This window comes from Streptomyces sp. ITFR-16 (assembly GCF_031844705.1).
Taxonomy (GTDB): Bacteria; Actinomycetota; Actinomycetes; order Streptomycetales; family Streptomycetaceae; genus Streptomyces.
The window spans coordinates 6580861-6597795 of sequence record NZ_CP134609.1; the positions used below are offsets into that span (position 1 = coordinate 6580861).

The following is a 16935-nucleotide window of genomic DNA, read 5'->3' on the forward strand; positions in this document are numbered from 1 at the left end:
CGGGGCCCTGCGCACGCCCTAGAGTGTCCGAGACCCCCTACACATGTGTCGTCTGAGATCTGAGGAACCAGTGCGCCGACTTGCCGGCCTTCTAGTCGTCCCCCTGCTGCTGCTGTCAGCGGCCTGCGGCAGCGACGACAAGGGCTCCGACTCCGCTTCCGCCTCCGCGTCCGCCCCCTCCAAGGGTGGTTTCCCCGCCATCACCGCGGGCGCGAAGTTCGGCGAGAAGCCCACCCTGGCCAAGGGCAGCGGAAAGCCGCCCACGGAGCTGAAGACCAACGTCGTCAGCGAGGGCGACGGCGCGACGCTCAAGAAGGGCGACGCGATCCAGGTCAACTACCTGGGGCAGGCCTGGGACTCCGACAAGCCGTTCGACAACAGCTTCGACCGCAAGCAGCCGTTCGATCTCACGCTCGGGGCCGGCATGGTCATCCAGGGCTGGGACAAGGGCCTGGTCGGCCAGAAGGTCGGCAGCAGGGTCCAGCTCGTCATCCCGCCGGACCTCGGTTACGGCGCGAACGGCCAGGGCGACATCAAGCCGAACGCCACGCTCGTCTTCGTCGTCGACGTCCTGAAGGCCAAGCAGATCCCGACGACGGCCAAGGGCACCGCGGTCGCCCAGGACAACATCGACCTGCCGAAGGTGGGCACCAAGACCGACGGCAAGGCGCCGAGCGTCGAGGTCCCGTCCAAGACCGACCCGCCGAAGAAGCTCGTCTCCAACTACGTCCTGGAGTCCAAGGGCGAGGTCGTCAAGGAGACCGACACGGTCGTCGTGAACTACGTGGGCGTCCTGTGGAAGGACGGCAAGGAGTTCGACAGCACCTACAAGACGGGCAACACGGCGACCTTCCCGCTGGCCCAGGTCACCCTCAAGGGGCTCAAGAACGGTCTGATCGGCAAGAAGATCGGCAGCCGCGTGCTGCTCGTCGTCCCGCCGGACCAGGGCCTCGGTGACAAGGCCCAGCAGTCCATCCCCGCGAACTCGACGCTCGTCTTCGCCGTGGACATCCTGGCGAAGATGTAAGACTGTCCCGGTTGCCCAGTTCATCATTTAGAGGAGCAAGTCAGTGAGCATCGAGAAGCCCGAGATCGACTTCCCGGGTGGCGAGCCGCCGGCCGACCTGGAGATCAAGGACATCTGGGAGGGCGACGGCGCCGTCGCCCAGGCCGGTCAGACGGTCTCCGTCCACTACGTGGGTGTGGCCTTCTCCACCGGCGAGGAGTTCGACGCCTCCTGGAACCGCGGCACCCCGCTCCAGTTCCAGCTCGGTGCCGGTCAGGTCATCAAGGGCTGGGACCAGGGCGTGCAGGGCATGAAGGTCGGCGGCCGTCGCCAGCTGACCATCCCCGCGCACCTCGCGTACGGTGACCGCGGCGCCGGCGGCGGCGCGATCGCCCCGGGCGAGACGCTGATCTTCGTCTGCGACCTGGTCGCCGTCTGATCCCGCGCCCAGCGCTCCGAGGGCCCGTGCCGCAAGGCGCGGGCCCTCGCTTTTGTCCGGACACCCCGGGGCGGTACGGTCGAGGGTCGTAGAGCAAAACAGAAAGGGCGTCGATGGCGATTGCCAAGGCCGAGCGGCTGATGAACCTGGCGTTGTGCCTGCTGGGGACGCGGCGCCCGCTCAGCAAGCGCGAACTGCGCGGTTCCATCGAGGCCTACCTCGAAGCGGGTTCCGACGACGCCTTCAACCGGATGTTCGAGCGCGACAAGGACGATCTGCGCGAGCTGGGTCTCGTCATCGAGACCGTGGAGAACCTGGACGGCGACACCGGCTACCTCGCCCGCCGCGACAGCAACCGGCTGCCCCCGATCACGCTCGACGCGGAGGAGGCCGCCGCACTCGGCCTCGCCGCCAAGGTCTGGCAGCAGGCCCGGCTGGCCGGCGCGGCCAGCGGCGCGCTCCAGAAGCTGCGGGCGGCCGGTATGCCCGAGGCCGAGGACGCCTACGAGGTGCACAGCGCCCTCGAACCCCGCATCCCCGTCCACGAGGCCGCGTTCGAGCCGCTGATGCTGGCCTGCCGCGACCGCCGGCCGGTGACCTTCGACTACCGCAAGGCCAATGCCGCCCGCCCCGAGCAGCGCCAGGTCGAGCCGTGGACGCTGGAGTGCTGGCGCGGTCACTGGTATCTGGCCGGCTGGGACCGGGAGCGGGGCGCCGAGCGCGTCTTCCGCCTCTCCCGGATCACCGGCAAGGTCCGTTCGCGGGCCGGTGCCTTCACGGCCGAGGTGCCCGACGTGGTCACCGTGCGCGAGACCGTCGAGAGCTGGGCCGGGGAGACGGCCACCCGCACCGCGCTGATCAGGCTGCGGGCCGACTCCGGGTACCCGCTGCGGGCCCGGGCGATATCGGTCCGGGAACTCGGCGACGGGTGGGAGGAGTTGGAGATTCCGTACGGACACGGTCTGGACGCCTGGCTCGTCGAGTTCGGCCCGGACGTCATCGTGCGGGAACCTGCGGATCTGCGGGCCGACGTGGTGGACCGGCTGCGCGCCGTGGCCAAGGACTGAGGGGACCGTATTCATGGCCACGAACGCCATCGACCAGACGCGCCGGATGCTCTCCCTGGTGACGTATCTGCGGGAGCGCCCCGGCGCCCATGTCCAGGACGTCGCACGGGCCTTCGGGATCACCGAGGACGAGCTGATCTCGGACCTCGACGTCCTGCCCATGTGCGGGACCAGTTTCCGCGGCGGTGATCTGCTGGACATCGACACCGACGGCGACCGCATCTGGTGGCACAACCCGGACGACGTCGCCGAACCGCTGCGGCTCGCGGCCGACGAGGCGACGGCCCTGCTGGTCGCCGCCCGGGCCGTGGCGACCCTGCCGGGACTGCGCGAGAGCGACCGCCAGGCGCTGCTGCGGGCCACCGCGAAGCTGGAGACCGCGGCCGGTGAGGTGGGGGCCGCCAGCTCCCGGCTCTCGGTCACCTTCGAGTCCGAGGGCGGTGTCTTCGCCGACGTGGACCGGGCGATCTCCGAGCGGCGCCGGCTCTGGCTGCGCTACTACTCGCCCGCGCGCGACGAGCTCACCGAGCGCGAGGTGGACCCGATCCGCCTCTTCGCCGTCGGCCACACCTATATGGAGGCCTGGTGCCGGTCCTCCGAGGACCGGCGTACCTTCCGCCTCGACCGGGTCGCGGAGATCCGGCTGCTCGACGAGCCGGCCGCGCCGCCGGAGCTGGAGCTGCGGGACCTGTCCGAAGGACTCGTGCAGCCCGCGGCCGAGGACCCGGAGGTCGTGGTCGAGGTCGGCCCCGGCGGGCGCTGGGTCGCCGAGTACTACCCGCACGACAGTGCCGAGGAGCTGCCCGACGGCGGCCTGCGGATCACGCTGCGCACGCCGGACCCGGCGTCGCTGCGCAGGCTCGCGCTCCGGCTCGGCCCGGAGGGGCGCATCGTCTCGCCGCCGGAGCTGGCGCAGAGCGCGCGGCACGCGGCCCGTGCGGCGCTCGCCGCCTACGACGACCCGGCCTGAAGGGACACCTGAGGAGATATGGGCAATATGTCCGCAGTGTCGGGTGTCGCCCCGGTGCCGACCGTGGTCGTCCCCGACTCGGTGCGCTTCAAGGCCGCCTGCCCGGACTGCCGGGCGGGGTTCGAGCTGACCGCAGGTGAGGTCCGGCTCGTGGTCGGCGCCACCAGCCGGACCACCTTCTACTCCTTCACCTGCCCCGCGTGCGCCACGTCCGTCCGCAAGCCGGCGGGAGAGCGGATAGTGGAACTCCTCACCGACGGCGGCGTGCGGACGCTGCGCCTGCACACCGACTCCTGAGAGGTTCTGCGCATGTTCTGGCCCATGCTCGCCATCGCCCTGGGTTTCCTCGGGATCGCCGTACTCGGCGTGCTGGCCGTCAAGGTGTTCATCGAGGCCCAGCGCCTGGGGCGCCAGGTCGCCGAGACGACGGGGCGCATCAACCGTGCGGCGGAAGATCTCGAGCGTGCGGCGGTGGGAGTCGCAAAGGCCGGCGGGGACGCGTTCTGACCTCTCCGGCGGGTGTGAGGGAAAGCGCTTTACCGTCGCGGCCTGTCGGCCTGACAGGTGCGGCGGGTAGGCTCGTGCGCATGGCCCGGAGAGAGGCGCGGGCCGCAAGTGGGAGTACGCACAGGCATTGCCCGGTGTTTACCCCCGCGGGATACCATCCCTGTCGGCGTGACGCCCCGACACCGGTCCGGGTCGACCTGCAGCCCCGCCCCTGCTGCCTCAGCGAAGAAGGTAAACGGATATGTTCGGAAAGCTCGGTGCCCCCGAGATCATCCTGATCCTCGTAGTGATCGTTCTGCTGTTCGGCGCGAAGAAGCTCCCCGACATGGCGCGTTCGCTGGGTAAGTCCGCCCGCATCCTCAAGAGCGAGGCGAAGGCGATGAAGAGCGAGGGCGGCAACACCGCGGCGGCTCCGTCGGACCCGCCGGTCAACGACCACGAGCCGTCGGCGCCGCGCACCATCCAGGCGTCGCCCGGCGACGTAACCAGCTCGCGTCCCGTGTCGGCGGAGAAGTCCAACCAGTCGCAGGGCTGACCCCGGGAACTGATCAAGAGCTGATCGAAGGCCGGCCCTGGGCGTCGGCCTGCGCACGAGATGAGGACGTGGGTTGCTCAAGTCTGCCCGCAAACAGGAGAACGACCCCGAGGGGCGGATGCCGCTCGCGGATCACCTGCGTGAACTGCGCAACCGGCTCGTCAAGAGCCTGTTGGCGATGGTCGTTGCCACCGCCATCGCCGCCTTCTTCTACAAGGACGTGATGGAGTTCTTCACGAACCCCATTCTCGGCGCGGTGGGATGCGAACACAGTTTCAGCGATCTGGCCAAGGAGTCCAGTGAAGCGCACTGTGCGCGTATCGTGCAGAACGGCTTGCTGAGCCCCTTCACGTTGGCCCTCACGGTCTCGTTCTCGACGGGCGCGGTACTGGCGTCTCCGGTTTGGCTCTACCAGCTCTGGGGTTTTCTCGCCCCGGGGCTTCATCGTCACGAGAAGAAATATGCACTCGCCTTCGTGGGCGCGGGCTTCCCCTTGTTTGTCATGGGTGCGTATTTTGCCTACTGGTCGTTGCCGAAGATGGCATCTGTGATGCTGGAATTCTCGCTCATCGGAAGCGACAACCAGCTTCCCCTTGACGGGCTCCTTCAGCTGATCATGCGGATGATCCTTGTCTTCGGTCTCGCCTTCGAACTTCCGCTCCTTCTGGTCATGCTGAATTTCGGTGGTGTCCTTTCAGGGAAGAAGCTGATCGGCTGGTGGCGCGCCATGATCATGGGCATCACCCTCTTCGCTGCAATTGCCACTCCGAGCACCGACCCGATTTCCATGCTGGCGCTTGCGGGTCCCATCTGGGTGCTGTACTTCGGGGCTGCGGGCATTGCCTTGGCGAACGATCGCCGTCGCGCTCGTCGGCTCGCCGAGGGGCCTGCTGACGATGAGGCCTCCGACCTGGACCTCACGCCGGAGGACGTGGGCGAGGTCGAGTCGGTCGGTGCGAGTCGGGACCTGCCCGAGCAGGCAACCGGTGAACGCTTGCCCACGAATGGCTATGACGATGTGACGTAGGGCGCTCCTTCACGGCATGCCGTGAAGGAGGGGACGGTCCTGCCGAGGGTTGCCGAAAATCCCCTTGTGAGTGAAGGGCGGGCTGGATGCCGTTCACCTGGTGTTTGCGGGACCTCTGCGACGCGAGATGTGTAGAGGTCCCGTCGATTTTTGATTCCAGGGGAGGGGTCTTCGGAATGCTTCGTGGTGGATTGAGGTCGGCGTTCGTGACGCTTACCGCAGGTGGTGCGCTCTTCGTGGCGATGAGTAATCCTGCAGTTGCGGCCGAGGAGACGGACAAGGGAGTCCCCAGCGGGGCCCCGAGTGGTGGAACCTGTATCACCGAAATTACGGGTGCCACTGGATGCTTCCAGCCTTACGGTGATGTGATCTACATCAGGGACAATTCTCTCGACGGTTACTCGGTCTACGTCAAGTGGCAGAACGAAATTCGTAACTCCAGTGGTACGTGGCATTCGTACCGAAACGGTAAGTGCACCAGCGACCGCGGGTCTGGCGACTGGGCAAAGTGCGACAAGGACTTCTATGAGGCCAGCAGCACGAACGCCCTTGGCGGCAAGGGGAGCCGCATCAAGCTCACAGCCTGTGTCGCGAGCATCGGCGATGACGAGTGCTCGACGAGCCCGTGGATCAGCAATGACGGCTGAGGACATTGCCTGATCCTCGTCTCGCACGGCAGGAAGCGGTCCGCCCCGAGGGCGGGCCGCTGTCGGCTGATGATCGTCCGGGCTCAACGGTTACGACGGCATCACCCGGCCTTGTAAGGTCCCCCGGGTGACCAGCGAGATCACCCTTTTCGTCAATCCCACCGCGGGACGCGGCCGGGGCGCGAGTGCCGCGCAGCCGGCCGCTTCCGCGTTGCGGGACGCCGGCTTCTCCGTCCGTACGGTCCTCGGCGAGGACGCCGACGACGCGCTGCGGCGGGCGCGCGAGGCCGTGGCCGGGGGGACGGGCGCCCTCATAGCCGTGGGCGGGGACGGCATGATGTCCCTCGCCCTCCAGGCGGTCGCCGGCACCCTCACCCCGCTCGGGATCGTCGCCGTCGGCACCGGCAACGACTTCGCCCGCGCCCTCGGCATGCCGATACGGGACCCGGCGGCGGCCGGACGGCTGGCCGCCCAGGCGCTCAAGGGCGGCGCCGTCCGCGAGATCGACCTCGGCCGGGTGGGCGAGCGGTGGTTCGGCTCCGTGCTCGCCTCCGGCTTCGACTCCCGGGTCAACGACCGGGGCAACCGGATGGGCTGGGGCGGCCGGTTCAAGTACGACCTGGCGATCCTCGCCGAACTCGCCGCCTTCAAGCCCATCACGTACCGCATGAGCCTGGACGGCGGGCCGGTCCGGGAGATCGACGCGACGCTCATCGCCGTCGGCAACGGATCGACCTACGGCGGCGGGATGCGGATCTGCGCGGACGCCGTCATGGACGACGGCCTCTTCGACGTCACCGTCGTCGGCGACTGCAGCCGCGCCACCCTGCTCAAGGTGTTCCCCCGCGTCTACAAGGGCACCCACCTCGGCCACCCCGTCGTCACCGTGCACCGGGTCTCCTCCATCACCCTCGAAGCGGCCGGTGTCACCTCGTACGCGGACGGTGAGCCGCTCGGCGCGCTGCCGCTGACCGCCACCTGCGTACGGGGCGCCGTGCGGGTCCTCGGGGCGGGTTCCGCAGGTTCTCCCACGGGGAATTAAAGATCGCGTCGTTGTCAGAGGCGGCGGGTAGGCTCGTGGACAAGATGACAGAGGACCTCTCACCAGCTGAGCGATACCAGGCTTCCCGGATCCGCGCCGCCGAGCAGGCGACCGCGCTCGGGCCGTTCCGCGAGATGTACGAGTTCGATCTGGACCCCTATCAGATCGAGGCGTGCACGGCTCTGGAAGCCGGCAAGGGTGTGCTCGTCGCCGCCCCGACCGGCTCGGGCAAGACGATCGTCGGCGAGTTCGCCGTGCACCTGGCTCTGGCCCAGGGCCGCAAGTGCTTCTACACCACGCCGATCAAGGCCCTCTCCAACCAGAAGTTCGCCGACCTGGTCAAGCGCTACGGCGCCGACAAGGTCGGCCTGCTGACCGGGGACAACAGCGTCAACGCCGACGCCCCGGTGGTCGTGATGACCACCGAGGTCCTGCGCAACATGCTGTACGCGGGCTCCCAGGCGCTGAACGGCCTCGGATACGTGGTGATGGACGAGGTCCACTACCTCTCCGACCGCTTCCGGGGCGCGGTCTGGGAGGAAGTGATCATCCACCTCCCCGAGTCCGTCACCCTGGTGTCCCTGTCGGCGACCGTGTCCAACGCCGAGGAGTTCGGCGACTGGCTGGACACCGTGCGCGGCGACACCGAGGTCATCGTCTCCGAGCACCGCCCGGTGCCGCTCTGGCAGCATGTGCTGGCCGGGCGCCGGATGTATGACCTCTTCGAGGAGGAGAGCGACCACGGCGGCCGGGGTGCCGGACGGCGCGAGGTCAACCCCGACCTCGTCCGGCTCGCCCGCATGGAGAACCAGCGCGGATACAACCCGCGCGAGCGCCGCCGGGGCAAGATGGTGCGCGAGGCGGACCGCGAGCGCGAGCGGCGCCAGCGCAGCCGGATCTGGACCCCCTCGCGGCCCGAGGTCATCGACCGGCTGGACGCCGAGGGGCTGCTGCCGGCCATCACCTTCATCTTCAGCCGCGCCGCCTGCGAGGCCGCCGTCCAGCAGTGCCTGCACGCCGGGCTGCGGCTCAACGACGAGGACAAGCGCCGGCTGGTGCGGGAGATCGTCGAGGAGCGGACCGCTTCCATCCCCGGCGAGGACCTGCACGTCCTCGGTTACTACGAATGGCTCGAAGGCCTGGAGCGGGGCATCGCCGCGCACCACGCCGGAATGCTGCCGACCTTCAAGGAGGTCGTCGAGGAGCTCTTCGTGCGCGGCCTGGTCAAGGCCGTCTTCGCGACGGAGACCCTCGCCCTCGGCATCAACATGCCCGCGCGCTCCGTGGTCCTGGAGAAGCTCGTCAAGTGGAACGGCGAGCAGCACGCCGACATCACCCCCGGCGAGTACACCCAGCTGACCGGGCGCGCCGGCCGGCGCGGCATCGACGTCGAGGGCCACGCCGTGGTGCTCTGGCAGCGCGGCATGGACCCGGGCGCCCTGGCCGGACTCGCCGGCACGCGTACGTATCCGCTGCGCTCCAGCTTCCGCCCCTCCTACAACATGGCCGTCAATCTGGTCCAGCAGTTCGGGCGGCACCGGTCGCGCGAGCTGCTGGAGACCTCCTTCGCCCAGTTCCAGGCCGACCGGTCGGTCGTCGGGATCTCGCGTCAGGTCCAGAAGAACGAGGAGGGCCTGGAGGGCTACCGCGAGGGCATGACCTGCCACCTCGGGGACTTCGAGGAGTACGCGCGGCTGCGCCGCGAGCTCAAGGACCGGGAGACGGAGCTCGCCAAGCAGGGCGCGTCCCAGCGCCGGGCCGCCGCGGCGGCGTCTCTGGAGAAGCTCAAGCCCGGCGATGTCATCCACGTGCCGACCGGCAAGTTCGCCGGTCTCGCGCTCGTCCTCGACCCCGGTCTGCCGGCCGGCCGGGCCAACGGGCACGGCCACCGGGGGATGGAGTACCACGACGGGCCCCGCCCCCTGGTGCTGACGGCCGAGCGGCAGGTCAAGCGGCTCGCGTCGATCGACTTCCCGGTGCCGGTCGAGGCGCTGGAGCGGATGCGGGTGCCGAAGTCGTTCAACGCGCGCTCGCCGCAGTCGCGCCGGGACCTGGCGTCCGCGCTGCGGACCAAGGCCGGGCACATCGTCCCGGACCGGCACCGCAGGGGGCGGTCCGCCGCCGCCGACGACCAGGAGATCGCGCGCTACCGGGCCGAGCTGCGCGCGCACCCCTGCCACGGCTGCGACGAGCGCGAGGACCACGCGCGGTGGGCCGAGCGCTACCACCGGCTCCAGCGGGACACACGGCAGCTGGAGCGGCGCATCGAGGGGCGGACGAACACGATCGCCCGCACCTTCGACCGGATCGTCGCGCTGCTCACCGAGCTCGACTATCTGCGGGGCAGCGAGGTCACCGAGCACGGCAAGCGGCTCGCCCGGCTGTACGGCGAGCTGGACCTGCTGGCCAGCGAGTGCCTGCGGGCCGGGGTCTGGGAGGGGCTCAACCCCGCCGAACTCGCGGCGTGCGTCTCGGCGCTGGTGTACGAGGCGCGGCAGGCCGACGACGCGGTGGCGCCGAAGCTGCCGTCCGGGCCGGCGAAGACCGCGATGGCGGAGATGGTCCGGATCTGGGGGCGGCTCGATGCCCTGGAGGAGGACTTCAAGATCAATCAGGCGGAGGGGGTCGGGCAGCGCGAACCCGATCTCGGCTTCGCCTGGGCGGTGTACATGTGGGCGTCCGGCCGGTCGCTGGACGAGGTGCTGCGGGAGGCGGAGATGCCGGCCGGGGACTTCGTGCGGTGGTGCAAGCAGGTGATCGACGTGCTGGGGCAGGTCGCGGCTGCCGCGCCGCGGGAGGGCAGTTCGGTGGGGCGGAGTGCGCGCAAGGCGGTTGACGAGGTGTTGCGGGGGGTTGTGGCCTACAGCTCGGTGGGGTGACGGGGCCTGAGGGGCGCCTGCGGCGGGCAGTCCCCGCCCCGCCCCTTCCTTCCCCTCCCCTTCCCTTCCCGTAACCGGGGGCTCTGCGCCCGGGCCCCCCGCTCCTCAATCGCCGGAGCGGCTTGATGCGTAGGCGCGCCAGCCGCCGTGTTCCGTGATGTCCTGTGCGTCCTCAACCGCGTACGGCTCGCAGAGGAAGCCCGGGGCCGTGGTGCCGTCCGCCAGGTCGACCCGGCCCAGGGTCATGGGGTGCGGGAGGCTTGCCGCGAGGGCGCCCAGCCCCTCCGGCGGGAGTTCCCAGATTTCTGTCTCCATGGGGGCGCCGCCCTCCGCCGTGCGGACCAGGCCCGGCTTCGGGGGGTCCGTGGGCAGCGCGTACAGGCGGTAGGCCGGGGCCGTGGTCGTCGTGCAGATCAGGCGGGCGCCCAGGGACAGGAGTTGGGGGTTCAGGGGTTCGCCGGTGAGGTGGGCGCCGACCACCGCGATGCGGGCCGGTGGGGACAGCAGGGCGGCGATGCGGGGCAGGCGGTCGTCCGTGCCGGCCGGGCCGATCAGCATCACGCCGAACGGCAGGCCCGCCACCTCGCCCGCCGGGACCGCCACCGCGCACTGGCCGAACAGGTTGGTCGAGTTGGTGAACCGGCCCAGGCGCGCGTTCGCGCCCACGGGGTCGGCCGCGACCTCGGCGAGCGTGGGGTGGCCGGGTGTCGTGGGGAGCAGCAGCGCGTCCGCGTCGCCGAGCGCTGATTCGGCCGCCGCGCGCAGGGCGGCCAGCCGCTCGCGGTCCGCGAACAGCCGGTGGGCCGGGATGTCCCGGGCCGCCGTGATGATGCCCGCCACCGTCGGGTCGAGTCCGGCCGGGCCGCTGTCGACGAACGCGCCGACGGCCGTGTAACGCTCCGCGACGAACGCCCCGTGGTAGAGCATGGCCGCCGCCTGTGTGAAGGGGGTCAGATCGACGGGGCGCAGATCCGCGCCCGCCGCGCGCAGGCTCTCCGCCGCCGACGCGTAGGCCTCGGCCCAGCCGGGGTCCAGCTCGCCCAGCTGTTCGACGGGTGGGACCGCGATCCGCCAGGGGCCCGGGGCGCGGGCGGGTGCGGGGTGCGGGGCCGGGTCCGCCATCAGGGCGAGGGCCGCTTCCGCCTCCGGGAGCGTACGGGCGAACACCGTCATGCAGTCCAGGCTCGCGCAGGCCGGGACCACGCCGTCCGTCGGGACGAGGCCGCGCGTGGGCTTCAGGCCCACGATGCCGTTGAACGCGGCGGGGACCCGGCCGGAGCCCGCCGTGTCCGTACCGAGCGCCAGGTCCGCGATGCCGAGCGCGACGGCGACCGCCGAACCCGAGCTGGAACCCCCGCTGACGCGCTCGGGATCATGTGCGCCGCGGACCGCGCCGTACGGGGAGCGGGTGCCGACCAGACCCGTGGCGAACTGGTCCAGATTGGCCGTGCCGATCACCAGGGCGCCGGCCGCGCGGAGCCGGGCCACGGCGGGGGCGTCCTCGGCGGGTTCGTACGCGTAGGACGGGCAGCCCGCGGTGGTGGGCAGGCCGGCCACGTCGATGTTGCCCTTGACCGCCAGCAGCCGGCCCGCCAGCGGCAGGAACGCGCCCGCCGCGAGACGGGCTTCCAGGGCGCGGGCCTCCTCCTCCACCTCGCTGCGGGGACGCAGGCCGATCCAGATCTCCGGGCGGTCCACCGCGTCGATCCGGGCGTAGGCGGCGCGGATCCGGGCGAGCACGGGCGATGCGGTCATGAGCGGGTGTCCTCTCGGTCCGTGGCGGCCGGCGGGGCCAGGACGAGCAGGGCCGTGCCCGCCTCCACCTGGGCGCCCGGGCGGGTCAGGACGCTGTCCACCACACCGTCCGCCGGAGCGGTCACCCGCGACTCCATCTTCATCGCCTCCAGCGCCAGCAGCGGCTGACCCGCCGTCACCGTGTCGCCCTCGGCCACGTTCAGCTGCCACACCGACGCGGCGAACTCGGCCTCCACCAGCCGGCCGCCCGGCGGCACGGTCACCTCGGCGGCCGGGGGCGGCGGCCCGGACGCGGCGTCCGCCCGGGCGAACTCGCCGGCCGCCTCCCAGGCGTCCCGTTCGGCGCCGAAGGCCGCGCCCTGGCGGTCGCGGAACGCAGCGATCGACTCCGCGTTCGCGGTGAGGAACTCCTCGTACCGGGCGAGGGAGAACTCGCCCTCCTCGATCCTCGGCACGAAGCGGCCGGAGGTGATGTCCGCGCGGAGTTCGAGGAGTTCGTCCGCCTCCACCGGATACCACTTGATGCGGTCGAAGAACCGCAGCAGCCACGGCGAGCCGGGCTCGAAGGCGCCGCGCTGCTGCCAGCCCGACCAGACCTGGGTGGTGCGGCCGACGAACTGGTAGCCGCCCGGCCCCTCCATTCCGTAGACGCAGAGGTAGGCGCCGCCGATGCCGACGGAGTTCTCGGCGGTCCAGGTCCGGGCCGGGTTGTACTTAGTGGTGACGAGCCGGTGGCGCGGGTCCAGCGGGGTGGCCACCGGGGCGCCCAGGTAGACGTCGCCGAGGCCCAGCACCAGGTACTCGGCGTCGAAGACCGTGCGGTACACGTCGTCGACCGAGTCGAGGCCGTTGACGCGGCGGATGAACTCGATGTTCCACGGGCACCAGGGCGCGTCGTCGCGCACCCCCGCCATGTAGCGGGCGATGGCCTCGCGGGTCGCGGGATCGTCCCAGGACAGGGGCAGGTGCACGGTGCGCGAGGGGACGGTCAGCGCGTCCGTCGGCGGCAGGGCGGCCTCGGCGCGATGGAGCAGGGGGAGCAGTTCGTCCTGCGGAAGGACATCGGGGTCGGTCTGGATCTGGAGCGAGCGGATGCCGGGGGTCAGGCCGGTGATGCCGGGGACGGCCGCCGCCGTCAGGGCCTCCATCAGGGCGTGGACGCGCATCCGCAGCGCCAGGTCCAGCTGCATCGGCCCGTACTCGACCAGCACGTTGTCGTCGCCGCTGCGCCGGTAGGTGACCGTGTCGTCTCGGTGGAGGATGCCGCCGTCGGTGATGTCGGGCCGGGGCGCGCCGGTCACTGTCACGGGCCGGAAGCGGACCGTGTCGCCCGGGCGCAGCTGGCCCAGTTTCCAGCGCTCGCCCCTCACCACCGTGGCCGGGCAGACGAAGCCGCCCAGCGACGGGCCGTCCGGGCCCAGCAGCACCGGCATGTCGCCGGTGTAGTCGACCGCGCCCACGGAGTACGGCGTGTCGTGGATGTTGGACGGATGCAGCCCCGCCTCGCCGCCGTCCGTGCGGGCCCAGCGCGGCTTCGGGCCGACCAGGCGGACCCCGGTGCGGGCCGAGTTGAAGTGGACCTTCCAGTCGGCGGCGTAGAAGTCGTGGATGTCCTCCTCGGTGAAGAACTCCGGTGCCGCGTGCGGCCCCTCGGCCGCGACGATGTGCCAGCCGCCGGTGAACGCGGGGCGCTCGGCCACCGGTACGGGGACGCGGTCCGGCACGCACGCCCCGCCGTGCAGCACGTCGCCGGTGCGCAGGGCGCGGCCGCCGTGCCCGCCGAAGCCGCCGAGGGTGAAGGTGGCCGCGCTGCCCAGGAACTCCGGGACGTCCAGGCCGCCGCCCGCGAACAGGACGTACGTCCGCAGCCCGTGCTCCCGCGGTGCGCCCACGGCCAGCGCGGCGCCCGCCGGGACCGTCACCGGCTCCCACTGGGGGACCGGTGCGCCGTCGACGGTGACCGGGGCCGGGGCGCCCGTCACACACACGGTCGTGGGGTGCGTGAAGCGGAGTTCGGGCCCCTGGAGGGTGCACTCCAGGCCCGGGGCGCCGGGGGCGTTGCCGAGCGCGGTGTTGCCGAGCCGGAACGAGAGGTCGTCCATCGGGCCCGACGGCGGGACGCCGACCTGCCAGTAGCCGGTGCGGCCGGGATGGTCCTGGACCGTGGTGAGCGTGCCGCCCGTGACCACCTCGATGCGCGGGGTCGGGTCGGTGACCGCGGCCAGGGTGGCGGTGGAGTGGGTGGCGCCCAGCACCCGGGCGTCGGCCAGCGCGGCCCGTACCAGCCCCAGATTGGTCTCGATGCCGTCGATCCGGGTGGCGGCGAGCGCCGCGTCCAGCCGGGCCAGCGCCTCGGCGCGGTCGCTCCCGTACGCGATGACCTTGGCCAGCATCGGATCGTAGGCCGTCGTCACCTCGGTGCCCGTCTCGATCCAGCTGTCCACGCGCAGGCCCTCGCCCCGGGGGAACGCGACCCGGGTCAGCAGGCCGGCTCCGGGGCGGTGGTCGCGGCTGGGGTCCTCCGCGTAGACGCGCGCCTCCACGGCGTGGCCGCGCGGGGCCTCCGGTTCCCGTACGACGGTCGTGTCGCCCTGGGCCAGGCGGATCATCCACTCGACGAGGTCGACGCCGTGGGTCTCCTCGGTGACCGGATGCTCCACCTGGAGACGGGTGTTGACCTCCAGGAAGTACGCGTCCGCGCGGGCGGCGTCGTACACGAACTCCACGGTCCCGGCCGAGCGGTAGTCCACCGAGGCGCACAGTTCGCGTGCGGCGGTGGTCAGCCGGGTGCGGACGCGGTCGGGGAGCCCCGGGGCCGGGGCCTCCTCCAGGACCTTCTGGTTGCGGCGTTGCAGCGAGCAGTCGCGGTCGCCGAAGGTGACGACCTGCCCGTGTCCGTCGCCGAAGACCTGTACCTCGACATGGCGGGCGTTCTCCACCAGGCGTTCGAGGAAGACGCCCGCCGAGGAGAACGAGGCGGCGGCGACCCGCTGCACCCGCTCCCAGGCGTCGGCCAGTTCCTCGTCCGAGCGGCACGCCGACATGCCGATCCCGCCGCCGCCCCCGGTGGCCTTGAGCATCACCGGGTAGCCGATGCGCTGTGCCGCGTCCAGCGCCGCCGGCAGATCCGGGAGCAGCCCGGTGCCGGGGGCGAGGGGCACCCCGGCCGCCTCGGCGGCGGCCCGTGCGGTGTGCTTGGCGCCGAAGAGTTCCAGCTGCCCCGCGGTCGGGCCGACGAAGACGATTCCGGCGTCCTCGCAGCGGCGGGCGAACTCCGCGTCCTCGGAGAGGAATCCGTAGCCCGGGTGGATCGCTCCGGCGCCGGTGTCCTTCGCGGCCTTCAGCACCAGATCGGCGTCGAGATAGGACTCCTTGGCGGGCGCCGGGCCCAGCCGGACCGCCTCGTCGGCGAGCCGGACGTGCGGGGCCGAGCGGTCGGGGTCGGAGAAGACGGCGACCGTGCGCAGGCCGAGGCGGCGGGCGGTACGGATGACGCGTACGGCGATCTCGCCCCGGTTGGCGATCAGCAGCGTGTCGAAGGTCATCGGCCCGCTCCGGTGACGGCCGCCTCGACCTCGGTCGGGTCGAACCCGTTGCAGGGGTTGTTGATCTGGGGGCAGTTGGAGACCAGGACCAGCACATCGGTCTCGGCCCGCAGGGTGACGCTCAGTCCGGGCGCGGAGATGCCGTCGACGATGCCGAGGGTGCCGTCCGGCTCGACGGGCACGTTCATGTACCAGTTGATGTTGGACACCAGATCGCGTTTGCCCAGTCCGTGCCGGGCGCCCTCCGCCAGGAAGTTGTCCACGCAGGCGTGCTGCGACCAGGTGTGCTGGCCGTAGCGCAGGGTGTTGGACTCCTTGGAGCAGGCGCCGCCGACCGTGTCGTGGCGGCCGCAGGTGTCCTCGGTGACGGTCATCAGCGGGGTGTGCTCGTTCGACATCAGCACACTGCCGGTGGTGAGGAAGATGCCGCCGCCGGCCTGGACGGTGTCGGGCGCGCTGTAGCGGACGGCCGTGTCATGGGCGTCGTACACCAGGAAGTCCACCGCCTGGTTGCCGTGCAGATCGGTGAGGGTCAGGTGCTCTCCGGCCCGGACCGTCGCCGACCAGGCCGCGCGGGCGGGGATGACGGTCGTGGTCATGCGAGCCCCCGGGCGGTGAGGAAGCCGAGTGTGTTCAGGAAGGCGCGGCGGCCTTCCGGGGTGGCGTCCCAGAGCGGATCGCCCGGGGCGGTCGGCCGGGCGCGCCAGGCCACCACCTCCAGCGGGGTGCTGGTGTAGGCGGGGCGCGGGTCCAGGGGGTGCGGGACGTTCGCGATCAGTACGGTGACGTCCTGCTCGGCCCGCAGGGTCAGTGCCGCGCCGGGGCCCGCCGAACCGGTGAACTCCGCAGTGCCGTCCTCCCGTATCGCCACGCCCTGGAAGAAGGAGAGCGAGGGCGCCAGGTCGCGGGGGCCGAGGCCGTTCTTCGCGGCGGCCAGCTTCAGCAGCTCGCGGCCGGCCGGGGAGGGCGACTGCGGGGTGCCGTCGCCGTACCGCTCGGTGTTCCGGCGCAGCGTCGAGGTGCCGCACAGCGCGTCGTGCCGGCCCGAGGAGTCGGCGGTCACCGAGGCGAGCACCCGGCCCTGGTCGGAGAGGAGCAGCCGGCCGGTCCCGAGATACGCGTTCCACTGCACCTTCACCGTGTCCGCGGTGTTCAGCCGTTCCCACGGACGCCCGTCGGCGTACAGCAGCAGATGGGCGCAGGCGTCGCCCGCGAGGTCCGTGAGCCGCAGTTCGGTGCCGCGCGCCAGGACACGGTGGGTGTAGTTGCCGCCGGCGACGGTCTCGGCCCAGACCGGGGTGCCGGGGGTGGCGGCCGGCCAGTCGCTCGCGGGCACCACGGGCATGGCCGGGGTACGGGTGCCGTCCTGGGCGCGGGCGTGGTCCCGGGCCCCGTGGGTCGTTGCTGTCGCCATGCTGAACCTCCGGTTCGACGGGGTGCCGACGCTGTTTCTGTCGTGCGACAGAAATTAGGGCGGTGCCGAGTCGGGGCCATTGCCCGCCTGTTGCGCGGGAGT

General features: G+C 71.4%; 15 protein-coding genes. 11 read left to right on the forward strand and 4 right to left on the reverse strand.

Annotated elements, in window-relative coordinates:
• Window positions 1-70: 70 nt before the first annotated feature.
• The 11 genes from RLT58_RS29200 to RLT58_RS29250 all read left to right on the forward strand — a co-directional run bounded on the left by RLT58_RS29200 (window position 71) and on the right by RLT58_RS29250 (window position 10119).
• The gene (locus RLT58_RS29200; RefSeq protein ID WP_311313350.1) at window positions 71-1027 is read left to right on the forward strand and encodes an FKBP-type peptidyl-prolyl cis-trans isomerase; all 957 of its coding nucleotides are present in this window, start codon (window positions 71-73) and stop codon (window positions 1025-1027) included.
• Between the two features lie 43 nt (window positions 1028-1070).
• Complete coding sequence (locus RLT58_RS29205; protein ID WP_311313351.1) at window positions 1071-1445, forward strand: FKBP-type peptidyl-prolyl cis-trans isomerase; 375 nt, start codon at window positions 1071-1073, stop codon at window positions 1443-1445.
• A 113-nt stretch (window positions 1446-1558) separates the two neighbouring features.
• Window positions 1559-2512, forward strand: a complete 954-nt coding sequence (locus RLT58_RS29210; protein ID WP_311313352.1) for a helix-turn-helix transcriptional regulator — start codon at window positions 1559-1561, stop codon at window positions 2510-2512.
• A 13-nt stretch (window positions 2513-2525) separates the two neighbouring features.
• On the forward strand, window positions 2526-3482 hold the full coding sequence (locus RLT58_RS29215; protein WP_311313353.1) for a helix-turn-helix transcriptional regulator: 957 nt from the start codon (window positions 2526-2528) through the stop codon (window positions 3480-3482).
• A gap of 18 nt (window positions 3483-3500) precedes the next feature.
• Window positions 3501-3779 carry a hypothetical protein gene (locus RLT58_RS29220; protein ID WP_311313354.1) on the forward strand — a complete coding sequence of 93 codons (279 nt, stop codon included), beginning with the start codon at window positions 3501-3503 and terminating at the stop codon, window positions 3777-3779.
• A 12-nt stretch (window positions 3780-3791) separates the two neighbouring features.
• Window positions 3792-3989: a hypothetical protein gene (locus RLT58_RS29225; RefSeq protein WP_311313355.1), complete on the forward strand. Its 198-nt coding sequence runs from the start codon at window positions 3792-3794 to the stop codon at window positions 3987-3989.
• Window positions 3990-4230: 241 nt separating this feature from the next.
• Entirely contained in the window at window positions 4231-4524 is a 294-nt protein-coding gene (tatA, locus tag RLT58_RS29230) for a Sec-independent protein translocase subunit TatA (RefSeq protein WP_311313356.1), read from the forward strand.
• Window positions 4525-4597: 73 nt separating this feature from the next.
• Entirely contained in the window at window positions 4598-5551 is a 954-nt protein-coding gene (gene tatC, locus RLT58_RS29235) for a twin-arginine translocase subunit TatC (protein WP_311313357.1), read from the forward strand.
• A 206-nt stretch (window positions 5552-5757) separates the two neighbouring features.
• On the forward strand, window positions 5758-6198 hold the full coding sequence (locus tag RLT58_RS29240) for a hypothetical protein (protein WP_311313358.1): 441 nt from the start codon (window positions 5758-5760) through the stop codon (window positions 6196-6198).
• 127 nt (window positions 6199-6325) lie between these two features.
• Window positions 6326-7240, forward strand: coding sequence for a diacylglycerol kinase family protein (locus RLT58_RS29245; protein WP_311313359.1), 915 nt, complete (start codon window positions 6326-6328; stop codon window positions 7238-7240).
• A 44-nt stretch (window positions 7241-7284) separates the two neighbouring features.
• Complete coding sequence (locus RLT58_RS29250; RefSeq protein ID WP_311313360.1) at window positions 7285-10119, forward strand: DEAD/DEAH box helicase; 2835 nt, start codon at window positions 7285-7287, stop codon at window positions 10117-10119.
• A 105-nt stretch (window positions 10120-10224) separates the two neighbouring features.
• Here the strand turns inward: RLT58_RS29250 and atzF are convergent, their stop codons facing one another.
• Genes atzF through RLT58_RS29270 form a run of 4 tightly spaced genes read right to left on the reverse strand, consistent with a single transcriptional unit; the run spans window position 10225 to window position 16833 of the window.
• On the reverse strand, window positions 10225-11874 hold the full coding sequence (atzF, locus tag RLT58_RS29255; protein WP_311313361.1) for an allophanate hydrolase: 1650 nt from the start codon (window positions 11872-11874) through the stop codon (window positions 10225-10227).
• Window positions 11871-15419, reverse strand: a complete 3549-nt coding sequence (locus RLT58_RS29260; RefSeq protein WP_311313362.1) for a 5-oxoprolinase/urea amidolyase family protein — start codon at window positions 15417-15419, stop codon at window positions 11871-11873. The genes atzF and RLT58_RS29260 overlap by 4 nt, the downstream gene beginning before the upstream one ends.
• Window positions 15416-16018 (reverse strand): urea amidolyase associated protein UAAP2, encoded by a 603-nt coding sequence (locus tag RLT58_RS29265; RefSeq protein ID WP_311313363.1) that lies wholly within the window; start codon window positions 16016-16018, stop codon window positions 15416-15418. Before RLT58_RS29265 ends, RLT58_RS29260 begins: the two co-directional genes overlap by 4 nt.
• Window positions 16015-16833 (reverse strand): urea amidolyase associated protein UAAP1, encoded by an 819-nt coding sequence (locus RLT58_RS29270; protein WP_311313364.1) that lies wholly within the window; start codon window positions 16831-16833, stop codon window positions 16015-16017. The genes RLT58_RS29265 and RLT58_RS29270 overlap by 4 nt, the downstream gene beginning before the upstream one ends.
• Window positions 16834-16935 lie beyond the last annotated feature (102 nt).